Origin of the sequence: Neorickettsia risticii str. Illinois (assembly GCF_000022525.1) — a bacterium.
Taxonomy (GTDB): Bacteria; Pseudomonadota; Alphaproteobacteria; order Rickettsiales; family Anaplasmataceae; genus Neorickettsia; species Neorickettsia risticii.
Genome location: NC_013009.1, coordinates 756,220 through 777,896, shown reverse-complemented (window position 1 = coordinate 777,896; position 21,677 = coordinate 756,220). Strand labels below are relative to the sequence as shown.

Below are 21,677 nucleotides of genomic sequence, written 5' to 3'. Positions count from 1 at the left end.
TACTATTTCGGGAGGTGCTTATTAAAAGTCTTCCTTGTACAGTTTTGTTGGAATTTATGCTGCACAAACGGGTGACAGCTCAAAAGACGCTTGAGAGAGAGGAATATAGCCTTTGGTAGGGGATGTGTCTTTAACATTTCCAATGCGTATTCCGAACAAGTATGTTCGTATATACAACATCGTGGTTTCAGCGGTGATATTGCATACTTATAGAAAGTAATCGCAAGTACCGCGAGACTGGCGAAAAAGCCTCTGCCGTTTTGCAGATACAACAGGACGCAGCAAAAAACAAAGGCAAAGATGGACAGCATCATAGCTAATGCGAGCGACCTGCCCTCTCCAGACAAGACAACACATCCTCCCTTATTGCTGAAAAGTCGGAAAACACAGACGCAGGTGAGGGAATGAATATATAAGCACGGTTCAGCAGTTTCTTCATGGAGATAAGAAAAGGAAGCAATGCACGTAATTTTCTGCGAACCTTATTCCGCTTAACCGCAGAACCGACCTTTTTTGTCACTATAAACCCCACCATAGGCTCCACGGTTGTCCCGCGCGATACAAGTAGCAGAACACTCCCAGAACGACAGCCAAAGCTGTTACATTGATAGTACCGAAACGTCCTGCCAGAAAGAGTTCTGACTCCTCTTAAGCGCACAAGACGTGTCTACCCTTTCTTCTCCTATTATTGATTATAGCTCTGCCACTTTTGCTCGCCATACGAGCTCTAAATCCATGCCGTCTTTTACGTACTATTTTACTTGGTTGATAAGTCCTCTTCATTTCTAGCTCCAACAGCAGGAACACAATAAGGTGGATTGTACTACGTATTCATGAATGGTTTCAACGTCTTCATTAATCCAACTCAAAACTACTCATTCGCTTTTTTTATCGAATTTAGTTTTAAGAGCCTGCTTCTCCTTCAGTATTTGTATATACGAACTTTTTCATTGCACAGTTTTATGTGATCATTGCCGTGTTGAAGTTGCTAAAGAGTGTGATTGCAATGTCTTATAGAACATGGCTTGCTGTCTGTATACTTCTGATATTGTCAATGGTGTCAATTGGTGGTTTCACGAGATTAACTGAGTCTGGATTATCAATTACTGAATGGAAGCCAGTAACTGGAGTGATTCCACCACTTAGCAAGAATGCATGGCAGAAGGAGTTTGATAAGTACAAAAATACTCCTGAGTATAAAGTACGTCACTTTTCCATTTCCTACGCTGAGTTTCAGTTCATTTACTTGGTAGAATATTTTCACCGGCTTGTTGGAAGGATACTGGGGTTAGTTTTCTTTATAGGTTTGGTTTATTTTTTCGTTGTAGGTAATCTAGGTAGGGAGTCCCAATTGAGGTTATGCTTTGCTTTGATCCTGGGACTAATACAAGGATTTGTTGGGTGGTACATGGTTAAAAGCGGTTTGTTAGATGTGCCAGCCGTTAGTCACTATAGACTTGCTTTGCATCTTTTTTGTGCATCTTTACTTTTCATGGTGTTGGTCTACGAATTTCTATCACCGACAGTAATCGAGGGACCACTGTTCAAATGGTACCTAGTTGGGTGCTCACTTATGTTCCTCTTGAGTATGCAAATTGTACTTGGAGGCCTTGTAGCTGGGCTGAAAGCTGGCCTCATATGCAGTACATTTCCTCTGATGAATGGAGAATTTTTTCCTGCTGAGATATTTCATAAAGTAAGTTTAAAGTGGTTCGATGATCCAGTTGCTGTGCAGTTTTTGCATAGAATGAATGGTTTCCTGTTGACCTTTGTGTGTCTTATATGTCTTGTAATTTCATTCTTTTACGATAGAGCGTTTCGTGCGAGAGTTTTTTTGGTGGCATCAATGATGTTGCTGCAAATGTTTTTCGGTGTTCTAACGCTGCTTTTCCATATACCAATTGATATTGCATTGCTGCATCAAATAATGGCTTTCATTCTGCTTGGTATTTGTGTTTCCTTTTTGAGGGTGCGGTCCGGATAGAATTCCGTATTGTCAAGATCTGTGCCGAAGGGCCGCTGAGTCTCAGTTACCTGGGACATACTCCTTGAACGTCTTTGTCGCGATTAAAATCATCGCAATGCCCATTCCTATCATAGGCAAAGACAGAATTTGTCCCATAGTAACAAAGTGAAAGAAATAACCAATTTGAGGATCTGGTTCCCTAAAATTCTCTAGAATCATCCTTGTCGAGCCATATAAGCTGAGCCAGATTCCGGATAGCATTCCAGGGTATTTCAAGATAGGTGTCTTGAAGAAGAGTAGTTGCATAGCTAAGAAAAGGAGAAACCCTTCAAGGAATCCCTCATAGAGCTGTACTGGGTGCCTAGGGAGACCATCACCATTTGGGAAAATGACACCCCAACTACGCGTTGTTGGTCTACCATATAGTTCCGCATTCACGAAGTTCCCGATCCTTCCAAGAAAAATACCTAGGCTTGCAGTGGGAGTAATTAAATCTGTAAGGTAGAAAAATTTGTACAAGTGCTGACACGAGAAAAGAAACAGCGCTAGTATCAGTCCGAGAAGGCCACCGTGAAATGACATACCTCCACGCCACAGCATCAATATTTCAAGTGGATTTGCGATGTAATAGGTCGAATTATAAAAAACGACATAGCCCAGTCTACCACCAAAGATTATTCCCAGTGTGGTGTAGTAAAAAAGACTATCTAGCTCCTTGCATGTAAGATTCGAGTGCTTCGAAACAAAAAGATAACCGTAGACTATACCAAAAATATATGCAAAGGCGTACCATCTCACCGTAATAGGGCCAAAAGAAAAGGCAACTGGGTCAAGATACGGTAAAACTATGGAACATGTCACCGAGTGTGAGTCGAGTCATTACAGAGTGAAGTTAGTAAGCCTAAATAGAGGAGAAATCAAGTATAAGTGGCGATCCCGCACCATCACGTACAGATGTAACGGTGCTATACCACAAGTCTGCTATGCTCGAACAATCGTTTTAGGTAGCGAGCTAACAAATCGCTCTCCACATTGACCTTATCGCCAACTTTGTTGCTGTGAAAAATAGTGTGACTCCAAGTATATGGAATGATGTTGACACTAAACTTATTTTCAAATACTTCGTTAACCGTGAGAGAGGTACCGTCGATGCAGACGCTACCCTTGTACGTTATAAACGGTGAAATCCCTTCTGTAAGGGCAAACGTGAAAACGTGTGATTCACCAGTTTTTTCTATTGCAGTAATTGTAGTAGTTTCATCAACATGGCCCTGTACAAAATGTCCGTCGAGTGTATCACCAATCCTCAGAGAAGTTTCCAAGTTTACCTTCGAACCTTCCTCAAGTGCATGGAAATTCGTTCTACTAAATGTTTCCTGAGAGACATAGAATTCTAGTTCTGTGTTGGTGATGGAAGTTACTGTGAGACAAACACCATTACATGCTACAGAAGAACCGAGTTCCACATTCTGTGCCAATTCTTTTGCATCAACTACAAGGCAAATTTCTCTATCCCTCATGCTTAACTTTGTCACTAAACCTAGTGTTTGCACTATTCCCTTAAACATAACTTCGTCGTTCAAAACCAGCCATAGGCGACATTTCCATTCTGAGTACACAATGGAAGTTTGTCCACACTATACTCTCACTAAAAGGGAAAGATAGAATTGAAACCAGTCCAAACCATACGTCATATCTTGCTTCTTATGTTTCTGAGAATAGTATGGATTTGCGATCAAACGTTTGTTTTATAAAGGAAGGACTCACTTTAGACTCATATCTGGTAGTCAAAGTCAAAATAAACTTTCTCTACATCGTTAAGTAGATTGCTTTATGCTATAATCCTGGTACTTTTTGGGGTCTTTGAGTGTTGGGTTGACAATGAGGGAAAGGCGAAAAATCTACGAAGGGAAAGCTAAGATACTGTTTAGTTTTCCTGACAATCCTAACCTTGTAACGCAGCATTTTAAGGATGATGTTACGGCTTATAATAATCAGAAACATTCTGTTATTCCAGGTAAGGGAGTAATTAATAACTATATATCGGCCTTCTTCATGCAAAATCTGCAAAATGTTGGAATTAAGACACATTTTGTGAAAGTGCTGAACATGAGAGAGCAGCTTGTAAAAAAAGCGGAATTAATACCCATTGAAGTCGTCGTACGAAATATAGTTGCGGGTGGTCTTGCAAAAAGGCTCGGTTTGGAAGAGGGCATGACCCTTGATGCTCCGCTGATAGAGACATATTACAAAAGTGACTCTCTTGGAGATCCGATGGTTACTGACGATCACATTCTTTCATTTAATTGGCTCAGACAGTCCGAGATAGAGGAAATGAAAGTCATGGCATGGAGAATAAATGATTTTCTAAGTGGTTCGTTGTCCTCCGCCGGTATCACACTTGTGGACCTGAAGCTTGAATTTGGTTTCTATGATGAGCAGATTATTCTAATTGATGAAATTAGTCCGGATACTTGTCGTTTTTGGGACACTGGCACAAAAGAAAAAATGGATAAAGATCGCTTCAGAAAGGATTTAGGCGGAGTAAGTAAGTACTACAGAGAGGTTGCCAGACGTTTAGGTATTCTGAATGGTTCATTCTGATTACTGCGTCAAGGCAGCTAAACTTTACAGCTCCATGTATGGATAAATACTGTTATAGGCTCTTCGTTGTCTGGCTTTTCTATTAATAGCTTTTTATTTAATTGCGAGTACTACCATATGATACTTTCAATTCTAGAGTATGACGAGGGCGAGTGTAGCAACTATCACTGCGTTTGTTCTGTTTTTTTGTGGCATTCGTTGCTCGTATGCTTCTATAGTGTTCCTGCAGTCTCAAGAGAGTGTGTTATCGTATCCCGAGCACGTAAGTTTCCATAAGGTTCAGCAAATGAGAGAGAAGAACGCAAATCCCGTAGTACGTCTCGAGATAGGTGCTGGCGCTGAGATGTTGGGTGAAATAGAGATTGAGCTTGCAGCGGACGTAGTACCTAAAACTGCAGAAAACTTTCTTCAACTCTGTACGGGTGAGAATGGGTTTGGCTACAAAGGTTCTGTGTTTCATAGGATAATACCTTCCTTTATGATACAAGGCGGTGACTTTACTCGAGGTAATGGTACGGGTGGCCACTCGATATACAACAATGATGTTTTTCCCGATGAAAACTTTGTCATAAAGCATACTGGTCCCGGAAAGGTTTCCATGGCCAACCGTGGTCCAAATACCAATGGATCACAGTTTTTTATTACTACAGTAGAGACTCCCTGGTTGGATGGTAAACACGTTGTTTTTGGACAGGTTGTTAGGGGAATGTCGGTTGTGAGAAAAATAGAAAGTTATGGTTCCAGTAACGGGAGACCGTCAAGAATTATCAAGATATTGGATTGTTGGCAGGTGTCGTAGCTATGACATCAAATAGAGAAGAGTGAGATTCGCTAGTAAGCCACGGCTGTTTGTTCAATCTCCTAACTTTTCAGGTGCTTGTAAAGCACTTCGACCGCGAAGTCTATATTACTTTTTTCTACAATCAGGGGAGGTAGAATCCTTAGAACCTGTTTTTTTGACGTGCGATTTAGTGCCAGTCCCGATTCTAAGCATTTAAGCAGTAGATCCCACGTATCTACTTTTTGAGCTATCTCTACTCCCATGAGTAAGCCTCTACCTCTAATATCTATAATCTGCTCTGGAAGAAGTGCTGCAAGCTCTCTTAGAGAGCTCGAGAGGTACTCTGACATCTTTGTCACATTGCTTAGAAATTCTTTGTCTAGTAGATCCAAAGTCGCACCAACAGCTGCCATGGCAAGCGCGTTTCCCGAATAGGTTCCCCCGTGAGTACCAAGTGGAAGTACAGAGGCAATACCTTTGCTCACTATACATCCACCTACTGGAAATCCGTTACCCATTCCCTTCGCGCACGTGAGTAAATCTGGTTCTACGCCGAGATTTTCATAGTGAAAAAGCTGCCCTATTCTTCCGAAGCCTGTTTGTATTTCATCGAAACATAAGAGAAATCCAAATTTCTCCCTTAGTATCTGTAAATTTTCTAGGTAATCATTTGTTATTTCGTAGATTCCACCCTCGGACTGTATAAGTTCGAGTATGACTGCTGCTGTATTATGACTCACCTTTGCTTTCAGTTCATCCACGTTGTTTGCTTCTACCTGTGTGAATCCCTTTAACAAAGGTGCAAACCCGCGACGTGCTTCCTCCGTGCCACCAGCTGAAATACCAGTAGCACTCCTTCCGTGAAACCCATTTTTCAGTGTTAATATTTCGGTTTTAGCTGTGTCACCGCATTCATAAAAGTATCGTTTTATAAATTTGACTGCTGCTTCTATTGCTTCTAAGCCAGACGAGCAAAAGAAAACCTTATCTCCAAAACTTGTTGCATTGATTAGTTTTGTTGCGGTTCGTTCTTGGATTTCACTCGAAAAAAGATTCGAGCAGTGCCACAACGTATGGATTTGCTCACTGACTTTTTTGCTTATGTATTCGTTGCAATGCCCAAAGTTGACGGTTGCGATACCACTTGTGAAGTCACAGTACTGCTTTCCATTGGAGTCGAAGAGGTGTATACCTTTGGCTCGTACTATCTTTACCGGAAATTTCCGTGAAAACCCTAGGATTGCAGACATAGACTTAATAAATCAGATCGTCCCTTCCAACAACTTCGAGAGAGCTTTCCAATCGCGTTCGCCCAATCTCTCCTCAAATGTAAGCATATCCTGTCTTGCCTTTCTACATATATGTGATCCCGGAAGTATGTATTTCTGTTTCGTAGAAAGAACCGCAACTTGGATTCTACAAGCTTGCTCCAAAAATCTGGTATAGAAAAGAGCCTCTTGTAAGTTGTTACCACATGTTAGCAAACCATGTGAACGCATCAGCATTGCTTTGTTAGAACCAAGGCTCATAGCTAGATCTGTTCCCTGGATCGCTTTGTCTAAAGCGAGAGAATCGTATTCGTAATACGAGATATTCTCAAAAAAGGGCATTGCAAATTGGGAAAGTGGCAGGAGCCCACACTCCATAACAGAGACTACAATACTTGCCTGAGTGTGCAGGTGGTATACGGCATTGACATCACTGCGGCTGTTATACACTGAGCCGTGTATTGTGTAAGCTGTTTTATTGTATGTGACTTCTTTTCCCTCAAGAATTTCGCCGTCCAAGCTGACCTTGATCAAATCATCGAAAGTGACCTGATTAAAAAGAACACCGAACTTTGCTATGTAGAAGAAATCTGCACCTTCTGGGCGGACGGTGATATGAGTATAGGTGAGATCATCCATACCAAGATGCCCGATAATGCGGTATGCGTACAAAAGGTCCTTCTTTAGAGTAAAATCAGGCATCGGTTAATGATAAAACCACATACAAGTAAACTGATTATACACGGCACAAGACCCGTGCTGTAGATTCAATTCACTCATGCCATCATTAGCGTTTCTTATTAATCACAGCTTGTTACGAAGAGAAGTGTCATAAACAAACCCCCGAAGCTGTGGTCCTACGAAAAAATGGCGGGGATGACGAGACTCGAACTCGCGACCTCCGGCGTGACAGACCGGCACTCTAACCAACTGAGCTACACCCCCAAAAACAATTGAGGAAGAGTAAGCGGTAACGCATACATTGTAGCCTTACACACTCCAGTGGTGATAGTATTACACGTGTAGAGAGGGTGTCAATATGGAGAGGTATTGTCTATGGGGTATATTGGAGTGATGGGTAATTTTGTTGAGGCATATGGTGGTATTTTCATTGCCTTAGTGGTGGTATTGGCAATTCTATTTTGTGATGCTTTGATCCGCTCGAAAATTCAATCAAGTTCGGAACAACATCTTTTCTTTCGTCTTCTTAAAAATATTAGATACCCCACGCTCGTTGCGATGATTGTAGGTGGTCTTTTACTTTCTCTAAAGAGTACCACCATTCACGAGAGATTTTGGGCTCTATGTATGACACTAGAAGTTGCACTTATTGGATGTATTGGTTGGGTGTTTATTCGAATAATCAAAACTGCTGAAAACCATTATGCATTGAAGGAAGAGAATTATTCTTTTGCGGTTAACGTTCTTGCAACGGTTGCAAAAAGTGCGTTGCTATTGGTAGTAGGCTTAATGATGCTAGACAAACTTAATATCAATATCAGTGGAATTTTGGCCGTTGGTGGTATAGGTGGTGTTGTTATTGGTTTAGCTTCGAAGGATTTGTTTTCAAGTTTTTTTGGATTTGTAACAATTCTTTTGGATCGGCCATTTAAAGTCGGAGACCTTATTTATTCGAGCGACAGAAATATCATGGGGGTGGTTGACAGAATCACTTGGCGATTTACCCGAGTAATTACCCTTGAGAAAAAACCTATGTATATCCCAAATGCAATTTTTTCGACAATCGTTATTCAAAACGAGAGTGAAGTTCTTGCAAGACGCATTGATGAAGTCCTGAAATTTGAATTTCCTGAGAGTGAGGTGATTTCACAATTTACAAAGGAAGTGGATTTGTTTCTCGCGAACAGCGAACTGCTCAATCAACAATTTAAGGCAACTTTTAATGTGAGTAAGATAGGAAGTTCAGTGGTTGCCGTTAGGCTGATTGCATACACGAAAGCAAGGGTTTGGACAGAGTTTTCCTCAACTCGACAAGAGATCCTTCTTGCAATCTTCGAAACTGCAAGAAGAATGGGGCTCAAAGCTATGTACCCGGAAACAGAGATGTGCCTTTATGACAGCCGTTGAACTGGCTTTTAGTCTAAGAGCGGATTCTTGTTTTTCGCGCAAAACCTCCAGAAGAGTGGTAAAGCCAGGACTGCAATTGCTAGGCAATACGTGATAACCGAAAGACCTGCTATGATTCTATCAGGATCTGTTATGCCACCTCCAATCACAATGCTTATTGTTGAGTGAAAGAAGTACCCAAAAGCCATCATTATCATATTGGCACATGCCGCAGCAGTTCCCGCACAATTTTTTGGCACCATGCAAGAAGCAAGGTGTATTACCAGTGTTTGGTAGCAACAAGCCATGCCTATCGCAAACAGGACAATGGACAACAAGTTGAGCGGTAGTTGTGCATAGAACAACAACTGGAAGCCTAATAACATCACACCTCCGCAAAAGGTGAGCATCGAATAATAGTTGTTGAAACGTGCGACTATCAACCCTATAATCGGCGATCCAACTGCCACCCCTAACAGTATCAATGACGGTAGAAAAGCTGCCATTGAAGGTGCAATGCTAGGATAAACTACAGCAAAGAACTTGGTTGCCCAATTATCCGCAAAACCTTCCATAGGACCTATCATCAACCCACCTATCAGTGAAATAACTAACCACTTCTTGAACGAAAAAAGCTCTGACAGTGTCTTTACAGCTGCATTCTCACTACTCTTCTTCTCTCCTGCTGGAATAAAAACATAAGCAGAAATCGCAATTGCAAGGCCTGCAATCAAAAGCATGGAGAATGTACTGTACCATCCAAATGTATGTATACAGTAATTCAACGGCTGCCCACCGTACATTGCCCCCACCAACGCAGCAGATACTGAGATTCCTAAGACGAAGGAGAAATTTTCTTGTGCGAAAAGGTCCCTGATGATTTTCAACAGTCCTAGTATGCCAACTGAAGATGCTCCACCCAGAATGAACTTCCCCACGATCAAGAGCTCTACAGATGAGGTATAAACCAGGGGCAGCATTCCGATGACTACTAACAAAGCAGCAACAAAAATCACCGTTCTAGCACCAACGCGGTCCAGAATCATTCCCACTGGTATGTGGAGCAAAGTGTATGCAACATAATAGAGTCCACTTACTTGTCCCAGGACGGCAGACGAAATGTCAAACTTTGTCATTATGTCATCGACTACGATATTTGGCAGAACACGAAGTATGTACTGGTACATGAAGAACAAAGTCGCTATTAGCCACGGAAGGATATTTCCCATATATCACCTATAAAAAAAGTTACGAAGTCACGGATAAAACGACAAAGGTTCCCTCTTCACAACACAGAAAGCAGCTTGCTTCTTGGTGTACCAAAGGCCACCTATTTTTGAAACCACTGGTAGGGATCATGATAATATCTCTTTCGGAGTAATATCAAGGCACTGTCTTTAATATTTTTATCATTTTTGGTGGCTTCACAGTCCTATGCCTACGTATGCACTGACCGCCGCTACGAGCCAGAAGATCGTAGGAGAATACTTGCGCACGTACTGAGAACTGCTAGAAGCCAGATTACATAAGATGAGTACAATAAGAGCAGGATAAAGTAAGCTCAAAATACCCACCAGAAAGGTGGTTAAAGCCCGAAATCCAAACGAAGCAGAAATCATGCTACAAATGACAATTCCGCAAACAGATAGCCTAAAGTCAATGCCAGTGCGCTCTGTGAGCCATTTTGATACCAATTGTACTAACGCAATCACAGTTGTAAGACAAGCAAAAAAGACAGTAAACGCTACTACCACTGATGACGCTTTGCCTGCAACCAGAGATGTTAGAGAGTTGAATAAGCTTGCTTTTGGTATTTCGTTGAGATTAGTTGCGTACTTTGCACCCAAGAAAAGCAGCGCTGCGTACACAATTCCTAAAAGGAAAAAGCCGAGTATCGAGGAAAGTAAAGAATAGTTCAAAGCATTACCTTCTGGTACTTCCTTTTTGAAGTAATCCAGTATGATTTTTGCGAAAAAAATTGCCGCGCACGCGTCCATTGTTTGATAACCCTCGAAGACTGCAAATGTGAATGAAGAAAATCCAGAAAGTGTAGCGTCGGACATTGCGTGATTTGATGATATCCCAGTGATTACTACGACTAGTATTCCCAGTATCAACGCCGGCGTGAGCCACTTACCAACGATCTGAACAATTTCACTATCACGTAGGACAAGCAGAAACGTTAGTGCGCCGAAAAGTAAGTTAAAATGGAGAAAACGGATGCTACTGCTCATAACTTTGAGTGCTTCGAAAGAAACTATGATGCACCTAGGGATTCCACCGAGTGGTCCCATTAATAGGAGAATTAATACTACTAGCACTATGCCGACTTGCTTCCCCGCTAAGGAGAAAAATTCATCTGTGTTGCATCCTGTCTTGATCATGCTTACTAGTCCTAATAGTGGTAGGAAGACCCCTGTAGATGTAAATCCAAGAAAGCCATATAGGAAGTTACCTTTTGTCTCTAGGCCAACAAAAGTTGGGTATATGAGATTTCCCGCGCCGAAGAAAATCGCGAAGATAGTTAAGGAAGCTATGGCGACCTGCATTGGTTTGGAGACAAGCATATAGTTATTTATGATCTTGGCTATATATAGAGTGGAACAACAGGTTGAAATTCATTCTTGAAGTTTTTCTGTTGAAGCGCTAGTAGAGCTAAATCTTCCGCAGAGACTTCGCAAATATGTCCACAACCAGGGACATTGGTGAGTAAAATATCCGAACAAATCTTTCCTAATTCCTTCCGGTCTATTCTGATAATCTTTGCATGTTCCTCAAAATTTCTTTCGAACTCTTTAAGATAACAAAATGAGTCGTTGTATCCACGTAATGCTATTGCAATTGTGTTCCAGTTTTTCATTTTTTCCCAATTGTTTCTTTCAAATTTGTCTAGCACAACCGAGAAGGTATCGAGACCTATAAGCTTCTTATTCGAGAAAATTGACAGTCCTTGGAGAGCAGCTATCGCTGCCCTAATGCCAGTATAGCTTCCTGGTCCCGTATTTACGGCCAGTAAATCAATCTCCTCGAAGATTTTCCTTCCTAGAGAGAAAAGAAAGGGAAAAAAGTGCTCAGAAAACCTGCCCTCAATTGTCTTAGAGGACGTTATTTCGCCATCTCTGAGCACTGCTACAGAAAAATTAAACTCTCCTGATGAGTCAATGGATATGACATTCATGAGTTGCCATTCAAGTTTCACATGCGAAAAAATCAGTTCATCCAAATTGACGTACTATGAACTTAGCAGCTTAAAAACTACCACAGACTCGGATTATTTATTTCATCGCACATTGTGCCAAGTTTTGCAAAATATGTTTCGAAGTGGTAGTATCCTGCTTTGTTAATTGATGATATCTGCAATGACAGTTATACTGCCGGGTCTACCTTATCACAAAGATGCCCTGGAGCCACTCATTTCCGAGAAGACTTTAAGCTTTCATTATGACAAGCATCATTCGGGTTATGTGAATAAGCTAAATGAGTTGTTGGTAAAAAGTGAGTTCAGTCATGGGTACGGGTTGATTGATATCATACAAAAAAGTCATGGGAGAGAAGGTTGTGAGGGAATTTTTAACAATGCTGCACAAGTTTGGAATCACTCATTTTACTGGAACTCCATGTGCTCTCCATCGCATAAACCTCAACCAGACGATGCTTTTATGAAACAAGTGATACGAGATTTTGGTAGTCTTGACATATTAAAGGAGCAGCTTGGTCTTGCTGCTATAAGTCAATTTGGTAGCGGATGGGCGTGGCTAGTTTTTGATAAGTTCAAAAACAAGCTTGTGATTCTTAAAACATCCAATGCTGAAACACCATTAACTGTGGATGGTTTGTCTCCATTGCTCGTGATTGATGTGTGGGAGCATGCTTATTACCTAGATTATCAGAATCGTAGGCCCGATTATGTAGCAGCATTTTTGGGTCAGTTGCTTAATTGGGAGTTTGCTTCCACAAATTATGCTGCATCCATATAAGCGTGCAGCTTCTCTTTTTCTTATAGAGTTATTTTAACTATGGTTCGAAGGGAAGATTATGAACATCTGACCGAGTCTGAGCTCGGTTCTCGCCCGCCAAAAGGTACATTGTTGTACATGGTCATTTCTTGTGTGGCACTAGCTTGGGCGTTTTTTCAGCTTTGGGTTGCGTCTCCTCTGCAGTTTTATCTGGCGAATTATGTCGGTTCGAATGCTTTCATTTTTAATGATTTCCAGGTGCGTGCTGTACACCTTGCATTCGGACTTTTCTTGTCTTTGTCGATGTTTCCAGCCTTTTCAACTTCGGAGAAAAGGTACATTCCTGTTGCGGACTGGGTGCTGAGTCTTCTAGGTGTATGTGCATGTTTATATCTAGTAATCTTTTACGAGCAAATTGCGTTGAGACTTGGTATTCCAACAATAATTGATCTGCTGGTTGCTGCGTGCGGAATATGCGTTCTCCTTGAGGCCGCACGTAGGACAGTAGGTTTTGCGGTTGTAGCTGTTGTGTTGGTGTTTCTTTTTTATTCCAGATTTGGTGAAGTTATGCCAGATGTTATTGCTCATAAGAACTACATGTTCTCAGCAATTGCTTCACAGCAATGGTTTTCTACCGAGGGCGTTTTTGGGACAGCTATTTCCGTATCTGCAGACTTTGTCTTCTTATATGTTCTTTTTGGGGGTCTATTGGAAAAAACAGGTACAGGGAATTTCTTTATCGAACTTTCGTTTCTACTTTTAAGCAGATTTAGGGGCGGACCTGCGAAGGCTGCTGTAGTTTCCTCTGGACTTATGGGAATGATTTCCGGTTCCTCAATTGCGAATACTATTACTGTTGGTTCATTGACCATTCCTATGATGAAGAAAATGGGCTTCAGCGCTGAAAAAGCTGCTGCTATCGAAGTTTCTGCTGGAATAAATGGTCAGATTATGCCTCCGGTAATGGGAGCTGCTGCCTTTTTAATGGCAGAGTATCTTTCAATTCCTTATATCGAAGTTGTAAAGCATGCTTTTTTACCAGCAGTTTTAACGTATATAGCACTTCTATATATAGTTCACATTGAAGCCTGTAAGCTTGGTACCACACCTCAGGTCATTTCAAATGCCGAGAATATGAAGTTCTCTGCCATGATTTGGCGTTTGCTGCTTATTTGTGCGTCCATTGCAGTTCTTGTTTCAGGTATCTACATCCTTATAGAGGGATTTTTACAGTTCTCGGGGTTGAAGAGAATCGCTGGTTCGCATGTTATGCCCGTTATGGGGGGATTGTGTGGATTAGTATATATTTTGCTCCTGTGGTACCAACACAGACTAAGCAAAGCGACGGATGTTGATAAATCCAGCGTGGCCTTTAAGCTGAAAACGGGCTTACATCACTTTTTGCCCTTAATTATCTTGGTGTGGTGTCTTCTTGTGGAGCGAATGTCTCCAGCGCTCTCTGCTTACTGGACGATACTTTTTCTATTTTTTGAGCTGCTTACGAAAGAAGTCATTCTAAATGCTCTTGAGCGTAAGTGGGGGTTTTACTCTGCAGTGCGTGTCGGTTTCATTAACTGTATTAATGCAATGATAATGAGTTCAAAGAACATGACAGTAGTAGCGGTTGCAACTGCAGCAGCGGGGATCATTGTTGGTTCGGTTTCTTTGACAGGCATAGGTTTAAAAATTGGTGGTGTTCTCGACATTGTGTCTAACGGGAACCTTTTATTAACCCTGTTCCTTACAGCAGTCATGTGTATAGTCCTAGGAATGGGAATGCCTACCACAGCATGCTATATCATTGTTTCAACTCTGATGGTCCCGGTATTAATGCATGTGACAGATAAGAGTGGGATAGTACTTCCACTATTTTCCGTTCACTTGTTTGTTTTCTATTTTGGTCTCATGGCTGATGTTACACCACCGGTTGGTTTAGCTTCGTATGCAGCTGCAGCTATAGCGGGTGGTAATGCAATCATGACGGGAGTGCAAGCGTTCTTATACAACATTAGAACCATGTTACTTCCCTTCTTGTTTGTCCTAGATCCTCAGATCCTAGGATTCGATCTTTCGGGTCCTTTGGATTTGTTTCAGGTCGTTGTTTTCTCCATACTGGGAATAATATGCGTAACAGCAGGGTCACAGGGTTACTTCCTTATTAGGAGTAAGTTCTACGAGTCAGTGCTACTTTTCCTGATAGGAGTTGCTTTTTTGGCGCCTTCGATTTTCATCAATCTTGTTACACGAGAATACCTGCCACTTGAAATGGATAGTCGTGTCTTGGAAAGATTTAATGACTCTAAAAGGCTCAGAGTCGTGCTGCAAGAACGAAGTTTTTTTGGCAATCCGGAAGTAAGAAAGGTCACAATACAGAACAGTATTGCTGGCACAGTAGGTCAACAGCTTCGTTCTTGTGGAATAGTAGCCGCGTATGACGGAGACTGCATGTTAAACATTCTATCAGTCGATTATGGTTCGACGAGTCAGTGTGCAAAATTTGATACCTCTATGAAGATTGTTCGAATTATGCTATCCCAGCCACAGATGCCGAAGTGGGTCGTGTATGCTACGGCTTTTTTACTATTTTCCTGTATCTTCCTGAGTCAAAGGAAGCGTAAAGTGTCCTGAATGTTCGATCTAGTATTGTTATTTATATTCCTTCTTACGATTCTTGTCGGGGTACTGAGGGGTGCAATCAAAGAAGTATTCGGTGCTGCTGTTGTCATCATCTCTGTAATGGTTACTTACCATAATGCTGATATCTTTCTCGAGTTGTTTGATGTCAAACCTGGGCCGATTGTTGTTCCGCTTTCAGGGATATCTGTCTTTATCACTAGTTTTGTTATTCTGGGTCTTATCAATGGCTGGATTCTGTATCTTATTTCGCCAGTAAGGTTGGGTCCTGCAGATAGGGTTTTGGGCGGTTTTTTTGGTGTACTTCGGGGGATTGCGTATTGCTATTTATTGTTTGCCGTGCTCAATATTTTCTACTACGCCCTGAATGGGGATGAGATAGGAAATAGTTCAAGAGAGGCTGGGTATTACCTCCCCACATGGTTAAAAAATGCTAAGAGTTTTAGTGCACTTAACTACCTGGACAGTGCTGTTAATTCACTTATTCCAGATGAAGTTTTTGCCTCTTTGCGTACCTATTCCGCGACTTTTAGCAATGGTACCACGGAATTAAGTAGAAGCGAAGAGAAGGTGTTTCTCCCAGGGTTGTTAGACTCTCTACTTGACGAAAAGGCAGAGTTCAACGAAAAAAAATGAGTATAAGGATGGTATGCAAGCTGCTAGTTGACTGGCATTGTACGTGATATTAGAATCATCCCTATGAGTACGTTTTTTTTGAAGCAAGCGCAAATAGAGAAGCAGTGGATCGTTGTAGATGCGACGGATGCTGTCGTTGGGAGGCTTGCTGCGTTTATTTCCACCATCTTGCGAGGTAAAACTAAGCCAACGTATACTCCACATATGGATTGTGGGGATAATGTGATAGTTGTGAACGCTTCCAAGGTCAAATTTTCTGGTTCCAAGATGTCCGATAAGGTGTACTATAGGCATACGGGATATCCCGGTGGCATTAAAAGTACGACCCCGGCTAAAATACTTAAGGGGAAGAAACCTTGTGAGGTTGTCAAGCTTGCTGTTAAGAGGATGCTGGATGATGGCCCGATGGCACGCAGAAGGTTTAAGAACCTTTATGTTTACGCTGGTCCCGAGCACAGACATGAGGCTCAGAAGCCGAGCATTGTGGACTTTGCATCATTAAATAGAAAAAATAGAAGGTGATTATGCTTGGTAGCGAATCTCAGGTTAAGAGAGTGCCGGTTGTTGATAGACAGGGCCGCGCATATGGCACAGGGCGCAGGAAGACGTCTGTTGCTAGGGTTTGGGTTAAGGCTGGTGCGGGAAGCTTCCGTGTAAACGGAAGGTCTGACCTTGTATCCTATCTGCGACACCAGTATCTCTGCCAGGATGTGTGTCTCCCTCTTCGTGTTTGTGATGTTGCAGGAAAGTTTGATGTTTTTGCGACAGTCAAAGGTGGCGGGATTTCAGGACAGGCTGGTGCGCTGCGACTTGGGCTTAGTCGGGCTCTTCAAAATTTCAATCCTTGTTTTAGGGGTGCCCTGAAAGAGGAGGGCTTGTTGGTTAGGGATTCTCGTATAGTTGAGAGAAAGAAGTACGGTAGGAAGAAGGCTCGTAAAAGCTTCCAGTTTTCCAAGAGGTAGTGTTGTTTTAGGAATGTTGCGGGGGTTGTCGCTGTGCTTTCTCTTCTGCCTAGGCTTTGTGCGTACCTTGCCACACTTTCTGATGGGGGTGACCTGCCTGCTTTTAATGAGCTCACTACTCCCGATAGGGTTCTTGCTGCGAGCATTCAAGCTGCTGTCGAATCCGCTGCGGCTGATGTTGCTTCCTCCTCGGGGTGCCATGTGCTCTATATCATTCACACTCCCAAGGAGGCGAGTCCTCTAAGAATTAGTGAAGATCTGGAATCACTTCGTGAGCGCAGGAAGTCTTTATCTTCACTCTTAGAAAAAGGTATCCCATTGGTTGTTGTACACAACTCCTCCGAAAGTAGTCCCCTTTATAAAGAAAATCTTGAGAAGTATCCGTCTCTTCTTGATGTTGTTACAAACGAGCCTCTTGAAGCAAAGAGTGGAGCCACATTGATTATATCCCAAACTGGATCAGCTCAGTGTTTTTATTTTGAGGTTACTGCTCAACAAGTAGATGCGCCGACAGCGGACGCTGGTCTCTCATTTAAGTTTGGTGATTCGTCCGATGCACGGATTCTTGATTTAATGAAACAACGTATGGACCTGCTTGGCAGTATTCCAGTGAGACCGCCAGCCTCTGCGCAGGGGGAGGTGTCTTTGTCTGAGTTTTTAGGTAGCGTAGGGTTGTCCTTTCCGGTGTCTCCAGAGGTCCCTGGATCAGTTACTGAGGCTGCTAGTGCAAGTTCTTTAAGAACGAAAGAAAAATAGTACTGTGTTTTCCTTAAAAACGTTATAGACTTCATAAACTCTTCCTGTATCTGGTGTTTGCAATTCTAAATGCTGTTAGAGCTTTTTTTCTTGACACCTTCTCCTCTACTACTGGCTCAACTGGTGTCCGGCATTTCTCTTGTAAGTGAACTGGAGTAAAACACGTACTTCTGTACTCAGGGAGCCATTTGTCTGAGTACTGGAGTTGGGGATCGAATTTTTTTGTCTGCGTGGTTGGACTAAAAATTCGGAAATATGGTACAGAGTCTGCACCAGAGCCCGCAATCCACTGCCAGTTAAATGTGTTACTTGCAGGGTCAGCATCTACTAAATATTCCCAAAAAAATTCTTCTCCATATTTCCAGTGTATCAAGAGATTTTTTGTAAGGAATGATCCAACAATCATTCGCACTCGGTTATGCATGTATCCGGTGCTCAGAAGTTCCCGTATGCCAGCATCTACGATTGGATATCCAGTTTCACCACGAGACCATAATTTGAATTTTTGTTTATCATTTTCCCAGGGGAAATAGTCAAATTTTTGTTGTAAATTTTGAGAACCTAATTCTGGGTTTGTGTTTAAAATGTTGTAAGCGAATTCTCTCCAAAGCAGTTCAGTGAGAAATTGTATTGATTGAGGTAAAAATCGTACAAGAGCAAACCAAATTCGGTTTGGTGAAATTTGTCCAAAATTTATGTAAGGTGAAAGGGTCGATGTCCCATTTTTTCCCGGATAGTCACGATCGATGTGATAATTATCTAATTTTTTATCAACAAACTCCTGTAATAGAACGTGTGCGTCTTGTTCACTTATCTTCCATTGTTTATATATCCCCTGCTCAAAACAATGGTCTTTATCTTTGATGATTTTTTCCGGAGTGACGGAAGCTAATTCTGGTATGTTTATCTCTTTGCAGTAACGTATTTTTGGAGGAGAAGGGATGGGAAAACGAGGTTCCAACTTTTCTTCCATGACTTTATTTTTAAAGGCTGTGAAAAGTCTGTATGTATCTCCGTTCTTCTTGCGGAGTTCAGATGGTTCCCATAACAATCTAGCATTAAAATTTCGAATGATAATATTTGGGTGATCCTTTAGAATTTCTGTTCTTATTTGTTCATCATATTTGTCTTGTTCAGGGTCATAGGTGGTGTTCCAGTATAGCGCTTCTGCTTTATAGCGAGATAACAGGGTCTTTAGGATGGTTATCGTATTACCGCTATAAATTTTTAAATGATGGTCCAGGGATTTGTTCAGATCGATTAGACTTTCTGCGATCCAAATCCTAGCAGCTTTTCCGGGTTTTCGAATGCTACAGTTGTTTTCATCGATTATATACACAGGAATGATGCTCCGAATTTTTGTGGCCTCGAATAATGCTGGATTGTCGTCAGTACGAAAATCTTTCCGGAACCATACTACTGCTATCTGAGAAATGCTCATTTGTTTTGAGATGCCTTATTTCTATCCGTTTTAGCATAATCTTTATTATTTATACGAAAAGTGATCTCCAGGTAATGGTGTGAGTTGATTTACTATGGTGGAAATATTCATGATGCTCGATGTAGAGAAGCGTCGGGTATAAGAACTCATTCGTTTGTATGAGATCAGCCTAATTTCTGCAATTCATAGAAGAGCACAACGCTATGGAGCTTTGCTCTGTCCCACGGATACGCTCTTGCACATTTGAGTTGTTTATTGTTCTAATTTTTAGATATAGAAAGATACTTTCTTGAAAGCTTTGTGTTTCCTCTATTATGAAGAATGAGCCCATCTTATGATGGCATTCTCTCGTAGATAGGTGAACCTGTCATAGAAAAAATAGCATTGGTACTCTTACGAGTATGTCTCCGGTGAATATTTCGCGGATTTGAATCAAATGCGCATCTATAGAAATCAGAGAGAGTGGTATAGGAGGAGAACTAGTTAAGATGGCTTTTAAGGTGGTGTACAGAAAAGGACCCTCCACTGTAGGGTCACTATAAACGACAAGCGAATTGTACACGGAGAGGGAGGGATTCGAACCCTCGATACGACTTTTGGCCGTATAACGGTTTAGCAAACCGCCGCCTTCAGCCTCTCGGCCACCTCTCCAAAGCTGCTTCTTGTGTAACTCTAACTGAAATCACCATTGATGGCAAATACAACTGACTTGTTCTAGGAGTCGTTAGTGCAATAAGCACCAAGAGAAATTCAGTAAAATAAAAGCCTTGTACGAATAGTGATACTGGTTAACCAAAATGGTTCCCAGAGAAAGACAGCCTGCTAAACGATTTCTATGAAAGAAGAGCATGACGCGAATCATATCGTACAATACGCTGCTATTTTCTACGTCTTATTCCGACGTGCATTTCGATGCACTGTCTACCAAGGTATTATTTATTTTGCCAAGCAGATTGGTATTGCAGCAGAAGATTTGTTGCGCGCATTTGAAGCGCACACAAGATATGCTCACTAGGTCGCAATGATGTTTTCTGCAACGCATTTCAGCGTGAATGTCGATGCATCTTCTACCCGCATGGTAACTATTTTATCAAGCAAATTGCTATCATAAGAAAAGACTTGTTGCATATATTCGGTCCTTCCAGAGATTTTGTCTGGGTGCTTTTTGTCGAATAGGACTGTAACAGTTTTCCCAATCATTTTTTTGTTGAACTCTAATTGTTTTTCCTTGAGCAATTGTTGTAGTTTTTGGAGTCTTGTGTTTTTTGTTTCTTCAGCGATTTGTGGATAAGCAGCACCTGGGGTGCCAGGTCTTGGACTGTATTTAAAGCTATAGCATTGTGCATAGTTTACTTGTTCTATCAATGCGAGTGTCTGCTGAAAATCGTCGTCGCTTTCGCCGGGGAATCCCACTATAAAATCCGATGAAAAAGCGATATCGCTTCGTGCGTTCTGGAACTTGTGAATGATTTTGAGATAGTCTGCAGTGGTGTATTTCCTGTTCATTTTTTTCAGGATTTTGTCTGATCCGGATTGGACCGGTAGATGTACGAATGGCATAAGCTTACTTTCATTAGCGTGTGCATCATAGAGCTCTTTATGCATATCGACAGGATGCGAGGTGGTGTAGCGTATTCTCTTTAGTGACGGAATCTTGCCTAAGTGTGAAATTAGTTGTCCTAAGTTAAATACGTTATCTCCGGAGTTCAATGCTCCATGGTAGCCATTCACGTTTTGTCCAAGTAAGGTGATCTCTTTAACGCCTTTGGTTGTTAGACTTAATGCCTCGCGGTAGACTTCTTCTATTGGTCTGGAATACTCGGCTCCTCGTGTGTACGGGACAACACAAAATGCACAGAACTTGTCACAGCCCTCCTGTATAGAGAGAAAAGCTGATGACTGAGGTACCTGCCTTTTATTAGTTTCTTCTGCTAAGTAGTCAAATTTTTCTATAGGATCAAATTCTATTTTTATCGCTTTCTCGGATTGTCTGTTGACTTTTGCAATAAGTTCAGGCAGCGAGTGGATGCTTTGTGGACCAACAACTACGTCAACATTTTCTGCTCTACGAATTATCTCCTCGCCTTCAGCTTGTGCAACACACCCAGCAACCACGGTGAGAATTCTCTCTTGCTTCTTTTTTTGTAGAAGTCTTATCTGTCCAAGCTCGGAGTAAAGTTTTTCGGCTGCTTTTTCCCTAATGTTACACGTATTTAGAATTATTAAGTCTGCATCTTCAGCTTTCTCTGAGAGTGTGAACCCTAATCCGCCAACGATTTTCTCAATCATTTCTGAATCGTAAACATTCATCTGGCAGCCATAAGTCTTAATATGGAACTTTTTCAAATTGTTGTTTTTTTTCTCTATTTTTTCCATGTAAACCTTCGCGTGAGAAAATATGACTACGTCCGCTAAGTATAACAGCAAAGTGCAACTCTTTAAGAAGTTTGGTTTGTGCTAGTGCAATATAGACTAGCTGATTGTTCTATAGTAGTACCGAATCTGTACTTCTTCCTTTTTTATGCAGCTTTCATTGTGTGCAATTTCCGGAGATTTTGTTATAATTCAGGGATCCCGGGGATCGGTGTGGCAAAAAAGTCCCTCTG

The 21,677-nt window shown here is 41.6% G+C and carries 22 protein-coding genes and 2 tRNA genes; 10 read left to right on the top strand and 14 right to left on the bottom strand.

Features of this window, described 5'->3' with window-relative positions:
- Positions 1-2 precede the first annotated feature (2 nt).
- The 3 genes from yidD to rpmH are packed head-to-tail and all read right to left on the bottom strand — an operon-like array spanning position 3 to position 783.
- Entirely contained in the window at positions 3-311 is a 309-nt protein-coding gene (gene yidD / locus NRI_RS04145; RefSeq protein WP_148205762.1) for a membrane protein insertion efficiency factor YidD, read from the bottom strand.
- Positions 312-316: 5 nt separating this feature from the next.
- The gene (gene rnpA, locus NRI_RS04190; protein WP_148205731.1) at positions 317-658 is read right to left on the bottom strand and encodes a ribonuclease P protein component; all 342 of its coding nucleotides are present in this window, start codon (positions 656-658) and stop codon (positions 317-319) included.
- Positions 649-783, bottom strand: coding sequence for a 50S ribosomal protein L34 (gene rpmH / locus NRI_RS04140; RefSeq protein ID WP_011452229.1), 135 nt, complete (start codon positions 781-783; stop codon positions 649-651). The genes rnpA and rpmH overlap by 10 nt, the downstream gene beginning before the upstream one ends.
- Positions 784-1,006: 223 nt before the next feature.
- Here rpmH and NRI_RS03570 point away from each other — a divergent pair, with 223 nt between their 5' ends.
- Positions 1,007-1,984: a COX15/CtaA family protein gene (locus NRI_RS03570; RefSeq protein WP_041351657.1), complete on the top strand. Its 978-nt coding sequence runs from the start codon at positions 1,007-1,009 to the stop codon at positions 1,982-1,984.
- Between the two features lie 42 nt (positions 1,985-2,026).
- Here NRI_RS03570 and lgt read toward each other — a convergent pair whose 3' ends face one another.
- Together lgt and NRI_RS03560 are read right to left on the bottom strand one after the other, a co-directional pair.
- Positions 2,027-2,827 (bottom strand): prolipoprotein diacylglyceryl transferase, encoded by an 801-nt coding sequence (gene lgt, locus NRI_RS03565; RefSeq protein WP_015816668.1) that lies wholly within the window; start codon positions 2,825-2,827, stop codon positions 2,027-2,029.
- Between the two features lie 104 nt (positions 2,828-2,931).
- Entirely contained in the window at positions 2,932-3,534 is a 603-nt protein-coding gene (locus NRI_RS03560) for a riboflavin synthase (RefSeq protein WP_015816667.1), read from the bottom strand.
- A 313-nt stretch (positions 3,535-3,847) separates the two neighbouring features.
- On the opposite strand from NRI_RS03560, the gene purC reads away from it, so the two are divergent.
- Complete coding sequence (gene purC / locus NRI_RS03555) at positions 3,848-4,570, top strand: phosphoribosylaminoimidazolesuccinocarboxamide synthase (protein ID WP_015816665.1); 723 nt, start codon at positions 3,848-3,850, stop codon at positions 4,568-4,570.
- Between the two features lie 286 nt (positions 4,571-4,856).
- Entirely contained in the window at positions 4,857-5,369 is a 513-nt protein-coding gene (locus tag NRI_RS03550) for a peptidylprolyl isomerase (protein WP_238522993.1), read from the top strand.
- A 62-nt stretch (positions 5,370-5,431) separates the two neighbouring features.
- Here the strand turns inward: NRI_RS03550 and NRI_RS03545 are convergent, their stop codons facing one another.
- From NRI_RS03545 to NRI_RS03535, 3 genes are all read right to left on the bottom strand, one after another.
- Positions 5,432-6,601, bottom strand: a complete 1,170-nt coding sequence (locus tag NRI_RS03545) for an aspartate aminotransferase family protein (RefSeq protein WP_041351529.1) — start codon at positions 6,599-6,601, stop codon at positions 5,432-5,434.
- A 12-nt stretch (positions 6,602-6,613) separates the two neighbouring features.
- Positions 6,614-7,321 carry a class II aldolase/adducin family protein gene (locus NRI_RS03540; protein ID WP_015816663.1) on the bottom strand — a complete coding sequence of 236 codons (708 nt, stop codon included), beginning with the start codon at positions 7,319-7,321 and terminating at the stop codon, positions 6,614-6,616.
- A gap of 166 nt (positions 7,322-7,487) precedes the next feature.
- A tRNA-Asp gene (locus NRI_RS03535) sits at positions 7,488-7,564 on the bottom strand.
- 129 nt (positions 7,565-7,693) lie between these two features.
- Between NRI_RS03535 and NRI_RS03530 the strand changes: the two genes are divergently transcribed.
- Positions 7,694-8,707 (top strand): mechanosensitive ion channel family protein, encoded by a 1,014-nt coding sequence (locus NRI_RS03530; RefSeq protein ID WP_148205761.1) that lies wholly within the window; start codon positions 7,694-7,696, stop codon positions 8,705-8,707.
- A gap of 8 nt (positions 8,708-8,715) precedes the next feature.
- Here NRI_RS03530 and NRI_RS03525 read toward each other — a convergent pair whose 3' ends face one another.
- The 3 genes from NRI_RS03525 to tsaB all read right to left on the bottom strand — a co-directional run bounded on the left by NRI_RS03525 (position 8,716) and on the right by tsaB (position 11,909).
- Positions 8,716-9,915 (bottom strand): MFS transporter, encoded by a 1,200-nt coding sequence (locus NRI_RS03525; protein WP_015816661.1) that lies wholly within the window; start codon positions 9,913-9,915, stop codon positions 8,716-8,718.
- 195 nt (positions 9,916-10,110) lie between these two features.
- Positions 10,111-11,235 carry a branched-chain amino acid transport system II carrier protein gene (locus NRI_RS03520; protein WP_238522992.1) on the bottom strand — a complete coding sequence of 375 codons (1,125 nt, stop codon included), beginning with the start codon at positions 11,233-11,235 and terminating at the stop codon, positions 10,111-10,113.
- 38 nt (positions 11,236-11,273) lie between these two features.
- A complete protein-coding gene (tsaB, locus tag NRI_RS03515; RefSeq protein ID WP_238522991.1) occupies positions 11,274-11,909 on the bottom strand; it encodes a tRNA (adenosine(37)-N6)-threonylcarbamoyltransferase complex dimerization subunit type 1 TsaB in 636 nt (211 codons plus the stop codon).
- 136 nt (positions 11,910-12,045) lie between these two features.
- On the opposite strand from tsaB, the gene NRI_RS03510 reads away from it, so the two are divergent.
- From NRI_RS03510 to NRI_RS03485, 6 genes are all read left to right on the top strand, one after another.
- On the top strand, positions 12,046-12,663 hold the full coding sequence (locus NRI_RS03510; RefSeq protein ID WP_015816658.1) for a superoxide dismutase: 618 nt from the start codon (positions 12,046-12,048) through the stop codon (positions 12,661-12,663).
- Between the two features lie 39 nt (positions 12,664-12,702).
- Complete coding sequence (locus tag NRI_RS03505) at positions 12,703-15,270, top strand: TRAP transporter permease (protein ID WP_041351528.1); 2,568 nt, start codon at positions 12,703-12,705, stop codon at positions 15,268-15,270.
- The gene (locus NRI_RS03500) at positions 15,271-15,912 is read left to right on the top strand and encodes a CvpA family protein (protein ID WP_015816656.1); all 642 of its coding nucleotides are present in this window, start codon (positions 15,271-15,273) and stop codon (positions 15,910-15,912) included. It abuts the gene before it with no gap.
- A gap of 63 nt (positions 15,913-15,975) precedes the next feature.
- Complete coding sequence (gene rplM / locus NRI_RS03495; RefSeq protein ID WP_015816655.1) at positions 15,976-16,434, top strand: 50S ribosomal protein L13; 459 nt, start codon at positions 15,976-15,978, stop codon at positions 16,432-16,434.
- Between the two features lie 2 nt (positions 16,435-16,436).
- A complete protein-coding gene (gene rpsI, locus NRI_RS03490) occupies positions 16,437-16,874 on the top strand; it encodes a 30S ribosomal protein S9 (RefSeq protein WP_015816654.1) in 438 nt (145 codons plus the stop codon).
- 33 nt (positions 16,875-16,907) lie between these two features.
- Complete coding sequence (locus tag NRI_RS03485) at positions 16,908-17,630, top strand: hypothetical protein (RefSeq protein WP_015816653.1); 723 nt, start codon at positions 16,908-16,910, stop codon at positions 17,628-17,630.
- Positions 17,631-17,661: 31 nt separating this feature from the next.
- On the opposite strand, the gene NRI_RS03480 is transcribed toward NRI_RS03485, so the two are convergent.
- From NRI_RS03480 to miaB, 3 genes are all read right to left on the bottom strand, one after another.
- Positions 17,662-19,071: a cryptochrome/photolyase family protein gene (locus tag NRI_RS03480; RefSeq protein ID WP_015816651.1), complete on the bottom strand. Its 1,410-nt coding sequence runs from the start codon at positions 19,069-19,071 to the stop codon at positions 17,662-17,664.
- A gap of 561 nt (positions 19,072-19,632) precedes the next feature.
- A tRNA-Ser gene (locus tag NRI_RS03475) sits at positions 19,633-19,722 on the bottom strand.
- A gap of 360 nt (positions 19,723-20,082) precedes the next feature.
- Positions 20,083-21,417 carry a tRNA (N6-isopentenyl adenosine(37)-C2)-methylthiotransferase MiaB gene (gene miaB / locus NRI_RS03465; protein WP_041351653.1) on the bottom strand — a complete coding sequence of 445 codons (1,335 nt, stop codon included), beginning with the start codon at positions 21,415-21,417 and terminating at the stop codon, positions 20,083-20,085.
- Positions 21,418-21,677 lie beyond the last annotated feature (260 nt).

Coding starts and splice junctions, on each gene's coding strand:
- yidD (WP_148205762.1), bottom strand. CDS start 311: ATGCTGTCCATCTTTGCCTTTGTTTTTTGCTGCGTCCTGTTGTATCTG.
- rpmH (WP_011452229.1), bottom strand. CDS start 783: ATGAAGAGGACTTATCAACCAAGTAAAATAGTACGTAAAAGACGGCAT.
- NRI_RS03570 (WP_041351657.1), top strand. CDS start 1,007: ATGTCTTATAGAACATGGCTTGCTGTCTGTATACTTCTGATATTGTCA.
- NRI_RS03560 (WP_015816667.1), bottom strand. CDS start 3,534: ATGTTTAAGGGAATAGTGCAAACACTAGGTTTAGTGACAAAGTTAAGC.
- purC (WP_015816665.1), top strand. CDS start 3,848: ATGAGGGAAAGGCGAAAAATCTACGAAGGGAAAGCTAAGATACTGTTT.
- NRI_RS03550 (WP_238522993.1), top strand. CDS start 4,857: ATGAGAGAGAAGAACGCAAATCCCGTAGTACGTCTCGAGATAGGTGCT.
- NRI_RS03545 (WP_041351529.1), bottom strand. CDS start 6,601: ATGTCTGCAATCCTAGGGTTTTCACGGAAATTTCCGGTAAAGATAGTA.
- NRI_RS03540 (WP_015816663.1), bottom strand. CDS start 7,321: ATGCCTGATTTTACTCTAAAGAAGGACCTTTTGTACGCATACCGCATT.
- NRI_RS03530 (WP_148205761.1), top strand. CDS start 7,694: ATGGGTAATTTTGTTGAGGCATATGGTGGTATTTTCATTGCCTTAGTG.
- NRI_RS03525 (WP_015816661.1), bottom strand. CDS start 9,915: ATGGGAAATATCCTTCCGTGGCTAATAGCGACTTTGTTCTTCATGTAC.
- NRI_RS03520 (WP_238522992.1), bottom strand. CDS start 11,235: ATGCAGGTCGCCATAGCTTCCTTAACTATCTTCGCGATTTTCTTCGGC.
- NRI_RS03510 (WP_015816658.1), top strand. CDS start 12,046: ATGACAGTTATACTGCCGGGTCTACCTTATCACAAAGATGCCCTGGAG.
- NRI_RS03505 (WP_041351528.1), top strand. CDS start 12,703: ATGGTTCGAAGGGAAGATTATGAACATCTGACCGAGTCTGAGCTCGGT.
- NRI_RS03500 (WP_015816656.1), top strand. CDS start 15,271: ATGTTCGATCTAGTATTGTTATTTATATTCCTTCTTACGATTCTTGTC.
- rplM (WP_015816655.1), top strand. CDS start 15,976: ATGAGTACGTTTTTTTTGAAGCAAGCGCAAATAGAGAAGCAGTGGATC.
- rpsI (WP_015816654.1), top strand. CDS start 16,437: ATGCTTGGTAGCGAATCTCAGGTTAAGAGAGTGCCGGTTGTTGATAGA.
- NRI_RS03480 (WP_015816651.1), bottom strand. CDS start 19,071: ATGAGCATTTCTCAGATAGCAGTAGTATGGTTCCGGAAAGATTTTCGT.